This window comes from Prauserella aidingensis (assembly GCF_024171865.1).
Lineage (GTDB): Bacteria > Actinomycetota > Actinomycetes > Mycobacteriales > Pseudonocardiaceae > Prauserella > Prauserella aidingensis.
In genome coordinates, this window is the sequence record NZ_JAMTCN010000002.1 from 414,983 (window position 1) to 431,556 (window position 16,574).

Annotated in this window: 14 protein-coding genes; 9 read left to right on the top strand and 5 right to left on the bottom strand. The window is 70.6% G+C overall.

The window, feature by feature from the left end; genetic code table 11:
* The first annotated feature begins 98 nt into the window (after positions 1-98).
* The 5 genes from LY13_RS03900 (at position 99) to LY13_RS03920 (ending at position 5,801) form a co-directional block, all read left to right on the top strand.
* A complete protein-coding gene (locus LY13_RS03900) occupies positions 99-1,403 on the top strand; it encodes an MFS transporter (RefSeq protein WP_253826728.1) in 1,305 nt (434 codons plus the stop codon).
* A 54-nt stretch (positions 1,404-1,457) separates the two neighbouring features.
* Positions 1,458-2,822 carry an APC family permease gene (locus LY13_RS03905; RefSeq protein WP_253826729.1) on the top strand — a complete coding sequence of 455 codons (1,365 nt, stop codon included), beginning with the start codon at positions 1,458-1,460 and terminating at the stop codon, positions 2,820-2,822.
* Between the two features lie 148 nt (positions 2,823-2,970).
* A complete protein-coding gene (locus LY13_RS03910; RefSeq protein WP_253826730.1) occupies positions 2,971-3,888 on the top strand; it encodes an aldose 1-epimerase family protein in 918 nt (305 codons plus the stop codon).
* A 6-nt stretch (positions 3,889-3,894) separates the two neighbouring features.
* A complete protein-coding gene (locus tag LY13_RS03915; protein WP_253826731.1) occupies positions 3,895-5,100 on the top strand; it encodes an amidohydrolase in 1,206 nt (401 codons plus the stop codon).
* Positions 5,101-5,540: 440 nt separating this feature from the next.
* Positions 5,541-5,801 carry an amidohydrolase family protein gene (locus LY13_RS03920; RefSeq protein ID WP_253826732.1) on the top strand — a complete coding sequence of 87 codons (261 nt, stop codon included), beginning with the start codon at positions 5,541-5,543 and terminating at the stop codon, positions 5,799-5,801.
* Positions 5,802-5,975: 174 nt separating this feature from the next.
* Here the strand turns inward: LY13_RS03920 and LY13_RS03925 are convergent, their stop codons facing one another.
* The gene (locus LY13_RS03925; RefSeq protein WP_253826733.1) at positions 5,976-7,121 is read right to left on the bottom strand and encodes an acyl-CoA dehydrogenase family protein; all 1,146 of its coding nucleotides are present in this window, start codon (positions 7,119-7,121) and stop codon (positions 5,976-5,978) included.
* 208 nt (positions 7,122-7,329) lie between these two features.
* Between LY13_RS03925 and LY13_RS03930 the strand changes: the two genes are divergently transcribed.
* From LY13_RS03930 to LY13_RS03940, 3 genes are all read left to right on the top strand, one after another.
* A complete protein-coding gene (locus LY13_RS03930; protein ID WP_253826734.1) occupies positions 7,330-8,025 on the top strand; it encodes a TetR/AcrR family transcriptional regulator in 696 nt (231 codons plus the stop codon).
* Positions 8,026-8,071: 46 nt separating this feature from the next.
* Positions 8,072-9,004: a carbohydrate kinase family protein gene (locus LY13_RS03935; RefSeq protein ID WP_253826735.1), complete on the top strand. Its 933-nt coding sequence runs from the start codon at positions 8,072-8,074 to the stop codon at positions 9,002-9,004.
* 191 nt (positions 9,005-9,195) lie between these two features.
* Complete coding sequence (locus LY13_RS03940; protein WP_253826736.1) at positions 9,196-10,509, top strand: citrate synthase; 1,314 nt, start codon at positions 9,196-9,198, stop codon at positions 10,507-10,509.
* A 178-nt stretch (positions 10,510-10,687) separates the two neighbouring features.
* On the opposite strand, the gene LY13_RS03945 is transcribed toward LY13_RS03940, so the two are convergent.
* A complete protein-coding gene (locus LY13_RS03945) occupies positions 10,688-12,232 on the bottom strand; it encodes a glycerol-3-phosphate dehydrogenase/oxidase (RefSeq protein WP_253826737.1) in 1,545 nt (514 codons plus the stop codon).
* Positions 12,229-12,837: a TetR/AcrR family transcriptional regulator gene (locus LY13_RS03950; RefSeq protein WP_253826738.1), complete on the bottom strand. Its 609-nt coding sequence runs from the start codon at positions 12,835-12,837 to the stop codon at positions 12,229-12,231. Before LY13_RS03950 ends, LY13_RS03945 begins: the two co-directional genes overlap by 4 nt.
* 16 nt (positions 12,838-12,853) lie before the next feature.
* Here LY13_RS03950 and LY13_RS03955 point away from each other — a divergent pair, with 16 nt between their 5' ends.
* A complete protein-coding gene (locus LY13_RS03955) occupies positions 12,854-14,473 on the top strand; it encodes an FAD-binding oxidoreductase (protein ID WP_253826739.1) in 1,620 nt (539 codons plus the stop codon).
* Here LY13_RS03955 and LY13_RS03960 read toward each other — a convergent pair.
* Positions 14,463-14,999: a gamma-glutamylcyclotransferase gene (locus LY13_RS03960; protein WP_253826740.1), complete on the bottom strand. Its 537-nt coding sequence runs from the start codon at positions 14,997-14,999 to the stop codon at positions 14,463-14,465. The genes LY13_RS03955 and LY13_RS03960 overlap by 11 nt on opposite strands.
* Positions 15,000-15,125: 126 nt before the next feature.
* A complete protein-coding gene (locus tag LY13_RS03965; protein ID WP_253826741.1) occupies positions 15,126-16,397 on the bottom strand; it encodes a C39 family peptidase in 1,272 nt (423 codons plus the stop codon).
* Positions 16,398-16,574 lie beyond the last annotated feature (177 nt).

Below are 16,574 nucleotides of genomic sequence, written 5' to 3' on the forward strand. Positions count from 1 at the left end.
GCGCCTGCCCGTGTCGTCGAATCGTGCCGGAGCGGGCTTCCCTCGGAGTGAGCGGCACCATCGGCCACAACTAGTTAGTTGTCGTACGCTAACGAGTTGTGAGTGACCGGACCGACGACAAGCCTCCGACGGCGAGGAAACGCCTCGGTTCGATCGTCATCGACAGGCGCCCGCTGAAGATCCCGGCGTTCCGCAGGCTGTGGGTGTCGTCGCTGGTCACCGCCATCGGCAGTCAGCTGACGGCCGTGGCCGTGCCGAAGCAGGTCTTCGACATCACCGGCTCGTCGGCCTACGTCGGACTGACCGGCGTGTTCGGCCTCGTCCCGCTGCTGATCTTCGGCATCTGGGGCGGCGCGATCGCCGACACCGTCGACCGCCGCAAACTCCTGCTCGTCACCAACACCGGCATTGCCGTGACGGCGTGCCTGCTGTGGGCGCAGGCCTACTTCGACGTCGGCTCCGTGTGGGTCGTGCTCAGCCTGCTCGCCGTCAACCAGGCGTTCTTCGCCGTCAACATGCCCACGCGCAACGCCGTCGTGGCGCGGCTCGTGCCGACGGAGCTGCTGCCGTCCGCGTCGGCGCTCACCGGCACGATGACCACGTTCGGTGCCGTGTTCGGTCCGCTCGCCGCGGGAGCGCTGTTGCCCATCGTCGGGTTGTCCACCCTGTACCTCGTCGACACGGTGGCGCTGTTCGTCGTCGTGTGGGCGGTGTGGCGACTGCCGGTGCTGCCGCCGCAGGACGGCCGGGTGCGCCGCGCGGGGCTGCGCGACATCACCGACGGCTTCCGCTACCTGGGGGCGCAGAAGATCCTGCTCGCCTCGTTCGTCGTCGACATCGTCGCGATGGTCGCCGGCATGCCGCGGGCGTTGTTCCCGGAGATGGCGGAGCGCACGTTCGGCGACCCGGCGGGCGGCGGTCTCGCGCTGGGCTGGCTGTACGCGGCGATCCCGCTCGGCGCGATGCTGTTGTCGCTCATGTCCGGCTGGGCGAGCCGGGTGAGCAGGCACGGCGTGGTGGTCGTCGTGGCGATCGCGGTGTGGGGCCTCGCCATCGCCGGGTTCGGCCTGTCGGAGGCGCTGTGGCTGTCGATCCTGTTCCTGGTGGTCGCCGGGGCGGCCGACATGGCGAGTTCGATCTTCCGCATGGCGATCCTGCAGACCGCGGCGACCGACGAGATGCGCGGCCGGACACAGGGCGTGTTCACGGTCGTCGTCGCGGGCGGGCCGCGCGTGGCCGACCTGACGCACGGCTGGGCCGCCGCGGGGGTGGGCACCGGGGCGGCGGCGACGGGCGGCGGCCTGCTGGTCCTCGTGGGACTGCTCGTCGCGGTGCTGTTGATTCCGGCGTTCTGGCGCTATCGTGCGCCTGTGACCAGCGGGAACGTATCGGACAATTCGTAACCTGATCGATACCTGCCGCGCGTGGTCCGAGGGACGTGCGGCACACTTTCCCGCATGGCGAACGTGGGCGTGACGGACGAGTCCTCGCCGACCGGGCAGCCCCCGCTGAAGCGGGTCCTCGGGTCGAAGCTGCTGCTGTTCTTCGTGGTCGGCGACATCGTCGGCACCGGCATCTACGCCCTCACCGGGCAGGTCGCCGGGCGCGTCGGCGGCGCACTGTGGCTGCCGTTCCTGCTGGCGTTCACCGTCGCCTTCATGACGGCGTTCTCGTACCTGGAGCTCGTGGGCAAGTACCCGCGGGCGGCCGGCGCGGCGCTGTACACCCACAAGGCGTTCAACGTCCGGATGCTGACGTTCCTAGTGGCCTTCGCGGTGATGTGCTCGGGCATCACGTCGGCGTCGTCGGCGGCCGTGGCCTTCGGCGACACGTACCTGGCCGAGTTCGTCGCCGCACCGATGCCGTGGATGGCCATTGCGTTCGTCGTGGTGCTCGCGCTGATCAACTTCCGCGGCGTGCGCGAATCGGTCACGACCAACGTCGTGCTCACGTGCATCGAGATCGCCGGGCTGTTGATCATCATCGGTGTCGGCGTGTGGGCGGTGTTGAACGGCAATGGCGAGGCGAGCAGGCTCACCGAGTTCAACACGCAGGACCAGACCATGCTCGTGGCGATCACGTCCGCGACGTCGCTGGCGTTCTTCTCCATGGTCGGCTTCGAGGACTCGGTGAACATGGCCGAGGAGACGAAGGACCCGGCGCGCGTGTTCCCGAAGGCGATGCTGTGGGGCATGGTCATCGCGGCGACGATCTACATCCTCGTGTCCGTGACGTCGTCGCTGCTGGTGCCCGCCGAGGGGCTCGAGGCGGCCGAGAGTGGCGCGTTGCTGAAGGTGATCGACATCGGCGCGCCCGGTATGCCGCGTGAGATCTTCTCGGCGATCGGCCTGTTCGCCGTCGTCAACTCGGCGCTGATCAACATGCTCATGGCCAGCCGGCTCGTGTACGGCATGGCGAACGAACGCATCATCCCGAAGGTGTTCGCCACGGTGCACCCGGCTCGCCGCAGCCCGTGGGTGGCGATCGTGTTCACGAGCGCCCTCGCGATCGCGTTGGTATCCACTGTGGACATCGACGTGCTCGGTGGCACGACGGCGCTGCTGTTGCTCGTGGTGTTCGCCGTCGTCAACGTGGCCGTGCTGGTGCTGCGTCGGGACCCGGTGTCGCACAAGCACTTCCGCGCGCCTTCGGTCGTCCCGGTGCTGGCCGCCGTGTTCTGCCTGTACCTGGCGAGTCCGCTGTCCGGCCGTCCGGCGCGCGACTACGTGGTCGCCGCGATCCTGCTGGCCGTCGGCCTCGTGCTGTGGGCCGTCAACCACTTCGTGATGCGCACACTGGCCACGGACCGGACTGCGGAGTAGTCGACGCAGCCACGCGTCAGTGTGCCGTCGAGGGGTGGTGGTCGGGCCGGTGGGCGGGAGCAGCGAAATGCTCCCCTCGCGGCAGCCGTCACGCGAAGGATCGGCGGTGGTGCGGCCCGCACCACGGTAGCCGACTACGGTGGCGGTCATGGCCAATCCGACCGGGGAACACTTCGAACTCCTGCGCGGTAACGCACGCGCCGTCATCACCGAGATCGGCGCGGGACTGCGATCGCTGACGATCGGCGGTGTGCCGTACGTCGAGACGTTCGCCGAGGACGAGACACCGCCGAAGGGTGCGGGCCAGGTTCTCGTGCCGTGGCCGAACCGCACCAAGGATGCGCGGTGGACGTTCGACGGCGAGGAGCAGGAGCTCGAGGTCACCGAGCCCGCTCGCGGCAACGCCATCCACGGCCTGGTGCGGCACCAGGAGTGGGAGCTGGTCGAGCACGCGGAGTCGTCGATCACGTTCGGCTGCGACATCGGCGCCGCGAAGGGCTGGCCGGTCCCGCTGCGCACGGGTGTCGTCTACGAGCTCGCGCCGCGCGGGCTGACCGTCACGCACACCGTGAGCAACGAGGGGGACAAGCCGGTCGGCTTCGGCGTCGGGACGCATCCGTACCTCCGCATCGGGGACGTGCCCACCGACGAGCTCACCCTGACGCTGCCCGCCACCCGCGTGCGGCCGTTCGACGACTCCGAGAATCCGCCGTTCGCCGAGGAACGCGACGTCGAGGGCACCGAGTACGACCTGCGCGGTGGGCGCATCGTCGGTGGACTGGACCTGGACACGGCGTTCACCGGGTTGGAACGCGGCGAGGACGGCCTGCACCACGTGTGGCTGAGCCACCACGACGGCGTGCTGGACATCTGGTCCGGACCGGACTTCGGCTGGGCGCAGGTCTTCACGCCGTCGGACTTCCCGGGACGCGGGCGGGCGATCGCGATCGAGCCGATGACGTGTCCCGCGGACGCGCTGAACTCGGGCACGGACCTCATCACACTCGAACCGGGCGAGACGTGGCGCGGTTCGTGGGGCATTCAGGTCGCAGATTCGTTAGCCTAACGAACTATGACTACCGCAATCACGAACGGATACGTGGTCCCCGTCGACGGCGACCCGGTCGACGGCGGCACCGTGCTGATGGACGGCGGCACGATCGTCGCCGTGGGAACCGACGTCGACGTGCCTGCCGACGCCGAGATCGTCGACGCCGCGGGGCAGTGGGTGCTGCCCGGCTTCATCGACGCGCACGCCCACCTCGGTGTGCACGAGGACGGCGAAGGCTGGTCCGGTGACGACACGAACGAGATGACCGACCCGAACGGCGCCCGTTTCCGCGCCCTCGACGGCATCGACCCGTACGAGCCCGGATTCGACGACGCGCTCACCGGTGGCGTCACGAGCGTCGTCATCAAGCCCGGCTCCGGCAACCCGATCGGCGGGCGCACCGTCGGCGTGAAGACGTGGGGCCGCACCATCCTCGACATGACGTTCGCCGAGGACGTCAGCGTCAAGAGCGCGCTGGGCGAGAACCCGAAGCGGGTGTACGGCGAGAAGAGTCAGACGCCCTCCACCAGGCTCGGCGTCGCCGCCACCCTGCGTGAGGCGTTCACCAAGGCGCGCAACTACGTCGCCCAGCGCGACCACGCGGCCGCCGAGGGCAAGCCGTTCGACGTCGACCTGACCATGGAGACGCTGGCCGCCGTCCTCGACGGCGAGCTGTACTGGGACCAGCACACCCACCGCGCCGACGACATCGTCACGGCCGTGCGGCTGGCCGAGGAGTTCGGCTACAAGCTGGTGGTCAACCACGGCACCGAAGGCCACCTGATCGCCGACTTCCTCGCCGAACACGACGTCCCGGTGATCCTCGGGCCGCTGTTCACCTCGCGCGCGAAGGTCGAGCTGCGGAACCGGTCGATGCGCGCCGCCGGGATCATGGCCCGCGCCGGCGTGAAGCTGGCGATCACGACCGACCACCCCGTGGTGCCGATCCACTTCCTCGTCTACCAGGCGGCACTGGCGGTCAAGGACGGTCTGGACCGCGAGACGGCGTTGCGTGCGCTGACGGTGCACCCGGCGGAGATGCTCGGCCTCGGCGACCGTATCGGTGCGCTCAAGCCCGGCATGGACGCCGACGTGGCCGTGTGGTCCGGCGACCCGCTCGACGTCATGAACCGTGCCCAGCGGGTGTTCGTCCGCGGCCGTGACGTGTACGCGTTCGACCAGTCGACGGGCGAAGGCGTGGTCGCCGACCGCCGCTACCGCGAATAACGCTCACCGGCGGCCGGTCGGCTGCAGGCGGCCGGCCGCCCGAGACCGTGTTGCGGATCCCGGGGACCGTGTTGCGCTCCGAGGGGCGCGTGTTGCGGTTTCCGGGGACCGTGTTGCGGATCCAGGAGTCCGTGTTGCGGATTCCGGGGCTTGCTGACGCACGCGCTGCGGGCCGATTGGATCGGCGGGCCCGATCTTCTGCTTACTCTGCGTCAACTGTCCCCGACCGGGGGCCTCGGCGACCAGTGGGCGCCGGATGCCGGTGGACGCGATCGCCTCACCGGTCCGGCTCTTCCGGACCCGCTCTTCGACGGGCCGGATGCGGCGCGGGCGGCCGTCCGGCGCATGGTCCGGGCCGGTGCGGACTGGATCAAGGTCGGCGCCTCCGGCTCGATGCGCGCCGTCGGTGCCGGCAGATCGATCGGACCGACACCGTCCGAATGCGACTCGATCGTGCTCCGCGGCCACATGTCGACCTGCTCGAGGAGATACGACTACTCGCCGAAGCCGGCCTCGGCGATGTCGGCGCGCTCAAGGCGGCGACCGTCGATGCTGCCCGACTGCTGCGGCTCGATCACGAGCGAGGCCGCATCGCTCCCGGCATGCGCGCCGATGTCGTACTGCTCGACGGCGAGGGTGTCGAGGTCGCGGAGCTTGCCTCGAGGATTCGCGGTGTCTGGCAGCGGGGCCGGCCCGTGTAAGTAGGAGGACGGCCCCGGTTCCGGCTCAGGCCCTCAACACGGTCCCCCGGAGACGCAACACGGGCACCGGAAACCGCAACACGGGCACCGGAAACCGCAACACGGGCTCCTGGGTACGCAACACGGGCCCCTGAAGGCGCAACACGGCGGTACGAACGCAGGACACGCGCGGGGTTACGTCTCCTTCAGGTGGCGGGCGATGACCATGCGCTGGATCTGGTTCGTGCCCTCGAAAATCTGCGGCACCTTGGCCTCGCGCATGTACCGCTCGACGGGGAAGTCGCGCGTGTAGCCTGCGCCGCCGAGGACCTGTACGGCGTCGGTCGTCACCTTCATCGCCGAATCGGTCGCGACGAGCTTGGCCACCGACGCCTGCCTCTGGAACGGCATGCCGCGGTCGCGGCGACGGGCGGCGTCGAGGTACATCGCGCGGGACGTCTCGACGGCAGCCGCCATGTCGGCGAGCAGGAACTCCAGCCCCTGGTTCTCGATGATGGGCTTGCCGAACTGCTGCCGGGTCTTGGCGTACGCCACCGCCTCGTCCAGTGCCGCCTGTGCCAGGCCGACCGAGCATGCCGCGATGCCGAGCCGGCCGGACGCGAGCGAGTCGAGCGCGATCTTCAGCCCCTCACCCTCGCCGCCGATCAGCCGCGCCGTGGGCACGCGCGTGTCGGAGAAGATCATCTGTGCCGTCGTCGACCCGGTCAGGCCCATCTTGCGCTCGGGTGCGGCCGCGTCGAGCCCGGGCGTCGAGGCGTCGACGAGCAGGCAGCTGACGCCCTTGCCGCCGTCGTCGGAGGTGCGGACCATCGTCGTGTAGAAGTCGGCCTGGCCGCCCGCGGTGATCCACGCCTTGGTGCCGTTGACGACGTAGTCGTCGCCGTCGCGCCGTGCCCGGGTGGACAGTGCCGCGGCGTCGGACCCGGCGTGGGTCTCGGACAGCGCGTAGGCGCCGAGCAGTTCGCCGCCGAGCATTGCGGGCAGCCATTCGTCACGCTGCTCGTCGGTGCCGTAGTAGGCCAGCGCGAAACAGGACATCGTGTGCACCGACAGTCCGACGCCGACCGACATCCACGCCGCCGCGATCTCCTCGAGCGCCTGCAGATACGTCTCGTACGGCACGTCGCCGCCGCCCCAGCGTTCGGAGTACGGCAGGCCGAGCAGGCCGGACTTGCCGAGCAGGCGGAACTGCTCCCTGGGGAAGCGCTCGGCCTCCTCGTGCTCGGCGGCGACGGGCGCCAGCTCGTCGCGGGCGATCTCGCGGGCCAGCGCGATCAGGTCGGCGGACTCGGTGTCGGGAAGGAGGCGTTCGGCGGGCATGGATGGCTCCTCGGCTGGCTGCGTTCGCCCCGAGGGGCACCTTGGGAGCGCTCGGCGCCACAAAAGTTCCCTTCGCGTCGGCCGCGGTGCGAGTACCGCGAGGGGAAGATTCGGGGCGTTCAACGCCCCCAAGGTGCCCTTGGGGGCAAAATTTAGTACTGAAAACAGTACTGAGGTGGCGTTCTCAGTACCATCCTAAGCTCGACGTATGCCTCAGAACCAGACCCGGCGGCGAACTCGCCCGGCCACTGCCCGTCAGCAGGCGTTGCTCGCCGAGGTGGAGGAGCTGTTCCTCGCCGACGGGTTCCTCGGGTACACCCTCGACGACCTGGCGGGACGCCTCCGCTGCTCGAAGTCGACGCTGTACGCGCTCGCCTCCAGCAAGGAGCAGCTCGCCGTCACGGTCGTCACCCACTTCTTCCGCGGGGCGGCCGAGCGCATCGAGGCGCGCCTGGCCGAGGCCCCGGATGCGCGCGCGAGGATCGAGGAGTACCTGGCGGGCGTCGCCGACGAGTTGGGCCGCGCGTCGGAGACATTCATCGCCGACGTCGACACGTTCGAACCCACCCGCGCGACCTACGAGTTCAACTCCCACGCGGCCGCCGACCGCATCCGCGCGTTCATCGCCGAGGGCATCGCCGACGGCCTGTTCCGCGACGTCCACGGTCCGCTGGTCGCCGAGTTCGCGGAGTTGCTGATCGAGCAGATCCAGAACGGCACCGTCCGCGCGCGCTCCGGATACTCGGACGCCGACGCCTTCGCCGCACTGTCCGATCTGCTGTTGGGAGGATTGCAGCGCGACGGTCGGCACGCCGGCGACGGCGGCCCCACGGGAGCAGGGGTGCGTGCCCGGGCGGCCGAGCGCGACGGCGACCCCGCGACGGCGACCGGCGACCACGGGTGATCAGGCAACGGCCGCGGGTGGCCGTGGCGACGAAGGGAGTGCGGCGATGATCGTGTCCGGCGGCGAGGCGCTGGTGGACCTGGTGCCCGCGGAGTCCGATCCGGACCTGCTGGTGCCGAGGCTCGGCGGCGGGCCGTACAACGTCGCGCTGGCCGCGGGCAGACTCGGTGTGCCGACGGCGTTGTTGTCACGCCTCTCGACGGACCGGTTCGGCGACGCGCTCGTCGCGAGGCTCGCCGCGTCCGGTGTGGACACCTCGATGCTCCAACGTGGCCCGGAACCGACGACGCTCGCCGTCGTCGCACTGGACGAGTCGGGCGCGGCCCGCTACAGCTTCTACACCGAGGGCACGGCCGACCGCCTCGTCGCCGACCCCGGACCGCTGCCTGCCGACACCAGGATTCTGTCGCTGGGCACGCTCGGCATGGTGCTGGAACCGGGCGTGAGCGCGTACGAGTCCGTGCTGCACCGCGAGGCCGCCCGCGGGGTGCTCACGGCGCTGGACCCGAACATCCGCGCCGACATGATCGACGACGGCGACGCGTACCGGGAGCGGTTCGCGTCGTGGTTGCCGAGCGTGCGGCTGCTGAAGGTGTCCGACGACGACGCCGAGTGGCTCACCGGTGGCGGATCCGCCGCATCGGCGGCGGAGACCTGGCTCGACGCCGGGGTCGACGCGGTCGTGCTGACGCGCGGCGGCGACGGCCTGTCGGTGTTCACGGCCGACGGTGAGGTCGCGCAGGTTCCGGCCGCAGACGTCCCGGTCGCGGACACGATCGGCGCGGGCGACACCGTGCAGGGGGCGCTGCTGGCGTGGCTTGCCGACCGCGGGGTGACGAATCTCGCCGCGATGACACCCGACGCCTGGAAGCAAGCGCTTGCGTACGCCTCGCGAGCGGCCGGTGTGACGGTGTCGCGCAACGGCGCCGAACCGCCTACCTCGAACGAGTTAACCGAGGGTCAAAACGCCAGCGTGTGAACCTTGTCGCAACGGGTCGCTGTGGGTAACGCCACGGCTGCGAAAAGGCCCTTATCTGGACTAGCGTAAGGGAGCATTCGTACCCCAGCGGGGCGGTGCGACGAGGCTGAAGGGCCTGTCGCGTACACGCGGTGACCAGCAGAACATGCGGTCGCCACCGGCCGGCCCGTGTGACCGTGAGAGGCATGTGCATGTCCGACGCGACTGCGGCGCAGTCCGAGGGCGAGAAGGCCGTGCTCCGCCTGCCCGATGGCGAGCACGACTTCAACGTTGTCCGCCCTGTTGACGGCGCCCCCGGCATCCAGCTCGGGAAGCTGCTGGCCCAGACCGGCTACATCACCTACGACCCGGGTTTCGTCAACACCGGGGCCGCGTCTTCCGCCATCACCTATATCGACGGTGAAGCGGGGATCCTGCGCTATCGGGGTTATCCCATCGAACAGCTGGCCGAACGCTCGACGTTCGTCGAGGTGTCTTACCTGCTGATTCACGGCGAGCTGCCGAACAAGCAGCAGCTGGAGGACTTCACCTCGAAGATCAACCGGCACACGCTGCTGCACGAGGACCTGAAGCGCTTCTTCGACGGTTTCCCGCGGGACGCGCACCCGATGCCGGTGCTCTCGAGTGCCGTCTCGGCTCTGTCGACCTTCTACCAGGACGCGCTCGACCCGTTCGACAAGTCCAACGTCGACCTGTCGACCGTCCGGCTGCTGGCGAAGGTCCCCACGATCGCCGCCTACGCCTACAAGAAGTCGATCGGCCAGCCGTTCCTGTACCCGGACAACTCGCTGGGTCTCGTGGAGAACTTCCTCCGCATGACGTTCGGCCTGCCCGCCGAGCCGTACGAGATCGACCCGGTGATGGCGAAGGCCCTCGACCAGCTGTTCATCCTGCACGCCGACCACGAGCAGAACTGCTCCACGTCGACCGTGCGGCTGGTGGGCTCGTCCGAGGCCAACCTGTTCGCCAGCATCTCGGCCGGTGTCATGGCGCTGTTCGGCCCGCTGCACGGCGGCGCGAACAGTGCCGTGCTCGACATGCTCGAGGGGATCAAGGCCGACGGCGGCAACGTCGACAAGTTCGTCGAGCGGGTCAAGAACAAGGAGCCCGGCGTCCGCCTGATGGGCTTCGGCCACCGGGTCTACAAGAACTACGACCCGCGCGCGAAGATCATCAAGAAGACGGCCGACGAGATCCTGTCGAAGATCGGCGGCAACGACGAGCTGCTCGACATCGCCAAGCGGCTCGAGGAGCGCGCGCTCTCGGACGACTACTTCATCGAGCGCAAGCTCTACCCGAACGTCGACTTCTACACGGGCCTCATCTACCGGGCCATGGGCTTCCCGACGCAGTTCTTCACGGTCCTGTTCGCCCTGGGCCGGCTGCCCGGTTGGATCGCGCACTGGCGCGAGATGATCGAGGACCCGGAGACCAAGATCGGCCGTCCGCGGCAGATCTACACGGGTGCGAAGGAGCGCGACTACAAGCCGCTCTCCGAGCGCTGAGTACGACAGCGCTGACTCGCGGTTCGCACACGAGGGCCGCCGCCGGTGAACCCGGACGGCGGCCCTCGTTGTGTCCGATGTCCCTTCCCGCGCGCCCCCAAGGGCACTTTGGTTGCATTCAGTGCGACGTTCCTTCCCCTCGCGGGCACGGCTGCCCTTGGGGGCACGCGGGGCACGGTCAGGTGAGGGTGCGGAGGCCTTCGGTGGTGCGGGCGACCAGCTCGGCGACGCGGGGGCGGGCGGCCTCGGCCTCGGCGGGTACCAGGCCGAGGCGGGTGCGCCGATGCAGCACGTCGTCGGCGTCGAGTGCGCCCTCGTGCCGCGCGGCCCACACGACTTCGGCGGCAGTGACGTCGGTGCCGTCGAAGACCGGCTCGGCGAGTTCCGGGTCGACCTCGCCGAGCGCGGCGACGCGCGGCGCTTCGGTGCCGTACTTGGCGATCAGCCGTGCCGGTGCGTCCACAGCGGACAACTGCTCGCGGCTCGCCGCCCCGAACAGCGGCAGTCTGCTCGTCCTCGACCGTCGCGCGGACAGACCCGTCGCCCGCACCGCCGCGTCGACGGCGTCCTCGGCCATCCTGCGGTAGGTGGTCAGCTTGCCGCCCACCACGGTGAGCACGCCGGTGTCCGGATCGGTGAGCACGGCGTGGTTGCGGGACAGATCGGCGGTGGCGCCGCCGGACTCCAGCAACGGCCGCAGTCCCGCGAAAGCTCCCAGTACGTCGGCGCGCGTGAGGTCGCGTTCGAGCACCGACGACGCGACGTCGAGCAGGAAATCCACATCGGACTGCGGCGCGGTCGGGACGTCCTCGGGCTCACCGTCGAGCGGTTCGTCGGTCAGGCCCAGGTACACGCGCCCGCCGGGTTGCGGGAGCAGGAACACGAAGCGGTTCAGCTCGCCGGGAACCGGCACCATCACGGATGCCTCGCCCAGCCCGGTCCGTTCGGCGTCGAGCACCAGGTGGGTGCCCCGCGACGGGCGCAGCCGCACCGACGGCGCCAGTGAACCGGCCCAGACACCCGTGGCGTTGACGACCTGCTTCGCCTGCAGTTCCACAGTGGACCCGGTGAGCCGGTCGCGGACGACCGCGCGGTCGGCCTGCAGCTCCGTCGCGGAGATGCGGGTGAGGATGCGCGCGCCGTGGCCGGCCGCGGTGCGGGCGATCGCGACGACGAGACGCGCGTCGTCGGTGAGGGCCCCGTCGAACGACAGCAGCCCGCCCCGGAGGCCGGCGCTCCGGAGGCCTGGGGCGAGCGCGAGCGCCTCGGCCGACGGCACGGTTCGCGGCCGGGGCAGCAGGGACGACGGCGTGCGGGCGGCGCGGCGCAGCGCGTCGCCGGCGTGCAGTCCGGCCCGGGTGAGCAGGTGTCCGGTCGTCGCGCCGTAGTCGGGGAACACCTGCGCCATCGGCCGGGTCAGGTGTGGCGCGGTGCGGGTCATCAGTACGTCGCGTTCGACCGCGCTCTCGTGGGCGAGGCCGAACTCACCGTGGGCCAGGTAGCGCAACCCGCCGTGCACGAGCTTGCTCGACCAGCGCGAGGTGCCGAACGCCAGGTCGTCGGCCTCCACGAGTGCGACCGACAGGCCGCGCGACGCCGCGTCGAGTGCGCAGCCCACACCGGTCACGCCGCCGCCGACGACGAGGATGTCCACCCGCCCGCCGGAGGCGAGTTCGTCGAGTTCCCGCGCGCGGCGGCGGGCTGTCAGCGAGGCCGTGATCATGGTGTGAGGGCTCCTTCGAGCAGGTGGGCGAGTTCGGTGAGCAGGGCGTCGGGCGGCACGCCGTCGTCGCCGGCGGTCGCGGGGCGGCGGGACAGCACGAACGACTGCAGCAGCAGCAACAGGGCACGGGACTGGGCGGCCGTGTCGCCGGGCCGCACCGAGCCGTCGGCGTGGCCCTCGGCGACGAACGCGCGCAGGCCCTCCTCGGCGAGGCGCTGCGTCGCGCCGAGGCGTTCGGTGACGTACGGCAGGAGCAGTTCGGCGTCCAGGTCCAGCACGGTGCGCAGCAGTGGATCGGTGCCGAGTCTCCCGACGCTCGCGACGGCGTGGTCGACGAGACGCGACCGCGCGGTGCCGCCTCCGGGAATCTCGTCGGCGACGCCGTGCAGCAGCGCGGTGAATTCCCTGGTCATGAGCGCTGCGAGGATGCTGCCGACGTCGGGGTGACGCCGGTAGACCGTCATCCGCGACACGCCCGCGGCCTGGGCGATGCCGGTGAGCGTGGTGCGCCGGACACCGTCGGCGAGGACGCATTCCTTCGCGGCGTCGAGCAGCGCGTCGTCGGAGACACGGCCACCGCCGCGGGTGTGACATTCCGGCTTCATGTGTCACACTCTAGTCGTGACCGACAGCATTGACCACCGCCTGCGCGGTGCCTGGACGCCCGACGGTGCCGACGCCGCCCACCTCACGGCCAAGGAGCTCCGCTGGTTGCGGAGCCGCATCGGCGACACCACGCCCAACGACCCGGTGGCGCCCGACTCCGCCATCGCGACGCCCGCGTCGCAGCTCCCGGAGAAGGCGCGGTCGGCGCTCACCGGCATCGTCGGAGCGGGCAACGTCCTCGAGGAGCCCCGCGAGCGGCTGGAACGCAGCGGCGGGCTGTCGTACCTGGACCTGCTCCGGCGCAGGCATCCCACCTCGGGCATCCCGACGCCCGACGCCGTCGTGCTGCCGGGGAGTCCGCTACAGGTGCAGCAGGTGCTCGACGTGTGCGTCGAGAACGACGTCGGCGTCGTGCCGTTCGGTGGCGGCACGTCCGTCGTCGGCGGTGTCACCGCGTTCAAGGGCGACAAGCAGGCCGTGATCGTGCTGGACCTCGAGCGGCTGAACCGCCTCGTGTCGGTCGACCCGATCTCACGCACCGCCGTGCTCCAGGCCGGTGTGCGGGCGCCGGACGCCGAGCGGATGCTGTCCGCGCACGGATTCACCCTCGGTCACGTCCCGCAGTCGTTCGAACGCGCCACCATCGGCGGGTTCGCGGCCACGCGTTCGGCCGGGCAGGCCTCGTCGGGCTACGGGCGTTTCGAGGACATGGTCACCGGGGTGCGGCTCGCGACACCGCGCGGTGAGTGGGAACTCGGTGTGGCGCCCGCCTCGGCCGCGGGCCCCGATCTGCGGCAGCTCGCGATCGGCAGCGAGGGCACGCTCGGCGTCATCACCGAGGTCGCGGTCCGCGTGCGGCCGCTGCCCGAGAACGAGCACTTCGAGGCGTTCGCCGTCGACGGCTGGGAACGCGGCAGCGGGCTCGTGCGGCAGTTGGCGCAACAGGGGCTGCTGGCCGACATCACCCGCCTGTCCGATGTGGACGAGACGCAGGTGCAGTTGCAGCTGGCGGGCACGTGGAAGACGAGCGTGCTGCGCCGCTACCTGGGCGCCCGCGGAGTCGACGAGCCGTGCCTGCTGGTGCTGAGCTGGCACGGCGACTCGGCGGACCGCCGCAAGAGTGCGATGCGCCTGCTGCGCTCCGGTGGCGCGATATGGCTCACGTCGGCGCCCTCGCGGGCGTGGCTGAGGGGACGGTTCGGCGGGCCGCGGCAGCGGGACGCACTGCTCGACGCGGGCGTGTGCGTGGAAACGCTCGAAACCGCGACGCACTGGTCCAAGCTCGGCACGCTCTACGACCGGGTCCGCACCGCGCTGCGCAGGGAGCTCGGCCACCCGCTGATCATGTGTCACGTGTCGCACGCGTACGAAACGGGCGCGTCGCTCTACTTCACGGTGCTGACGCCGCGCGATCCGCAGGACCCGATCGGTCAGTGGGAACGGGCGAAGGCCGCGGCCTGCGAGGCGATCTCCGCCGACCGGGTGGGGACGATCTCGCACCACCACGCCGTCGGCATGGACCACGCGCCGTACCTGACGGCGGAGATCGGGCAGCTCGGCGACGACGTCCTCGCCGCCGCGAAACGGGCCGTCGACCCGACCGGGATCCTCAACCCCGGCAAGCTCATCGGCTGACGGGCGCACCCTCCGGGACGACGGTCACGTCGAGTCCGTGCGTGCCGGCCGCCTCGCCGGTCAACCGGGCGGCGCCGTACTGGTCGAGGTCGGCCGTACGCACGGGGTCGCCGTGGACCAGCAGCGGCATGTTGCCGCCGTCGAGGCCGACGTAGGCGTACACCTCGTCCAGCGCGGACCCGTCCTCGAGCGTGATCCGTCCACTGTGGAGACGCGCCAGCTCGTAGGCCTTGCCCCGAGCCTCGCAGACGTCGAGCGCGTCGACCTGCTCCGGCGTCGCGAACCACACGGCGTGCCACTCCGTGACACCCGGTGCCGACGCGAGCGTCGCAGGCCGCTGGTCGTCCCTCGGGCGCAGCGCCGCCGCCCACACGGCCGCCAGGTCGCGGCATTCCGCGCGGGCGGCGATCACCGGTCCGGACAGGCCCAGCGTCTCCCGCAGCCACGTGATCTTCGAGGGGCACACGTTCGAGCCGTACGCCAGCACCGGGATGCGCTCCGGGTCCGCACGCGCCGCTGCGAGCACCTCGGCCGACAGTACGTACCCCGCGCCCTCGTGGTGGACGTACGACCGCGACGGCCGGGCACCCGGATACGGGTCCTCCGGGTAGTCGTCGTCGTGGAAGATCGGTTCTCCGGAAAACAGGATCGCTCAGCCCTCGATGATGTACGCGACGCCGCCGCTGCCGCTCGCGACCTCGCCGTCGGCGTCGTAGCGCTTGGTGCGCTGCCAGATCGTTTCGAACTGCTCCCGATCGTAGACCCGGCGCACCTCGTCGTTGGACGCCGAGGCGGGGTCGTTCGCGATCACGTCGCCGTCGTCGGTGAACCCGATGACCACCATGAGGTGTCCCGCCGTGCCGTAGCCCGCACCGTCGAGTTCGGACTCGAGGAACGACTGCGACGTGATCACCGGGATACCACGGGCGATGTAGCCCTCCAGTTCGGCGAGCGAATGCAGCCGCGTGATGTGGCCGTTCAGCCCGTACTGGGAGGCGTAGGCGGTGTTGAACGGCCAGTTGCCGGTGCCCTCGTACGCGTAGTCGTACGTGTGGCGCGCAGCGTGCGCGACGCTCTTGTCCGGGTAGTCGGCGGGCAACCACGACAACTGCTGGTCGGTCGGCTTCGCGCCCCAGTACTCGGCGACCATCGTCGTCGACGTCGGACTGCACCACGCCTGGCCGCCACCGCCGTACTCGGGGTAATTGCCGCGGTGGACGTTCTGCGCGTACGTGGGCACGTCCAGCTCGATGCCCGCGGCCTCGCCGGGCTCCGTCAACTGCGGCTCGAACCGGTCCGGCACGTCGGAGGTCATGGCGCCGGCCTGCGTGACGACCGGCGAGGCGCCGGAGCCCTCGGCGCGGTACAGGGTGACGCGCAGCCGGTAGCCGCGGAAGGCCACGCCGTCGGCCGCCGACAGCGTGTCCGTGTAGACGGCGGCGTGCTCGTCGGACTGCCCGGTGACGCTGGTGCGTTCGATGTCGCCGTCCCCGTAGGCCCACTTGCCGAGCGTGTACCAGGACGTCTCGGCGCCGCTCGCGGTACGTGCCTGTGCCTGCACCTTCAGCCACGTGCCCTGTGGCGTCCGTGCGTTCCAGGACGCGATCAGCTCCGTGGCGTCGAATCCCGGTTCGTGCAGCGGCGACGTCCAGGTGCCGTACTCGTAGCCGTTCTCGGTGCCCGCGGGCTCGCTGATGCGCAGGCCCTCGGCGCCGGGGCGGACACCGTCGCGTTCACCCGCGGCGAAGTCGCGGGCGCGGTTCCAGCGGTGGAAGTCGATGGCTTCGTCCTCGGAGGAAGGGGTCGTGGCCTGGGCCTGCGCACCGCCGAGCGGCAGGACGGGTGCCGATGCGGTGGCCGTGGGCTGCAGGATCACCGACGCGGTGAGAGCCGCCGTCAGCACCGTGGAAAGTCGTCCGCGCATGGCGCGTCATTGTTATCGCCGGACAGCGACGTGTAAACCGCGCCTGCGCCGTTCGGACCACGCCATGAGTCCCGCGTGTTCACCCTCCGTGCGCGCCCCGGCTCCCGAGGATGCCCCCAAGGGCACCTTGGTGGCGCTCAATGCGACCAAGGTGCCCTTGGGGGCGTGGTGGGGGCG

Bases quoted from the DNA above. Each gene is read 5' to 3' on its own strand.
- LY13_RS03935 (WP_253826735.1), top strand. From the start codon at position 8,072: ATGATCGTGTCCGGCGGCGAGGCGCTGGTGGACCTGGTGCCCGCGGAG.
- LY13_RS03945 (WP_253826737.1), bottom strand. From the start codon at position 12,232: ATGATCACGGCCTCGCTGACAGCCCGCCGCCGCGCGCGGGAACTCGAC.
- LY13_RS03950 (WP_253826738.1), bottom strand. From the start codon at position 12,837: ATGAAGCCGGAATGTCACACCCGCGGCGGTGGCCGTGTCTCCGACGAC.
- LY13_RS03940 (WP_253826736.1), top strand. From the start codon at position 9,196: ATGTCCGACGCGACTGCGGCGCAGTCCGAGGGCGAGAAGGCCGTGCTC.
- LY13_RS03915 (WP_253826731.1), top strand. From the start codon at position 3,895: ATGACTACCGCAATCACGAACGGATACGTGGTCCCCGTCGACGGCGAC.
- LY13_RS03910 (WP_253826730.1), top strand. From the start codon at position 2,971: ATGGCCAATCCGACCGGGGAACACTTCGAACTCCTGCGCGGTAACGCA.
- LY13_RS03925 (WP_253826733.1), bottom strand. From the start codon at position 7,121: ATGCCCGCCGAACGCCTCCTTCCCGACACCGAGTCCGCCGACCTGATC.
- LY13_RS03965 (WP_253826741.1), bottom strand. From the start codon at position 16,397: ATGCGCGGACGACTTTCCACGGTGCTGACGGCGGCTCTCACCGCGTCG.
- LY13_RS03905 (WP_253826729.1), top strand. From the start codon at position 1,458: ATGGCGAACGTGGGCGTGACGGACGAGTCCTCGCCGACCGGGCAGCCC.
- LY13_RS03920 (WP_253826732.1), top strand. From the start codon at position 5,541: ATGCGACTCGATCGTGCTCCGCGGCCACATGTCGACCTGCTCGAGGAG.
- LY13_RS03930 (WP_253826734.1), top strand. From the start codon at position 7,330: ATGCCTCAGAACCAGACCCGGCGGCGAACTCGCCCGGCCACTGCCCGT.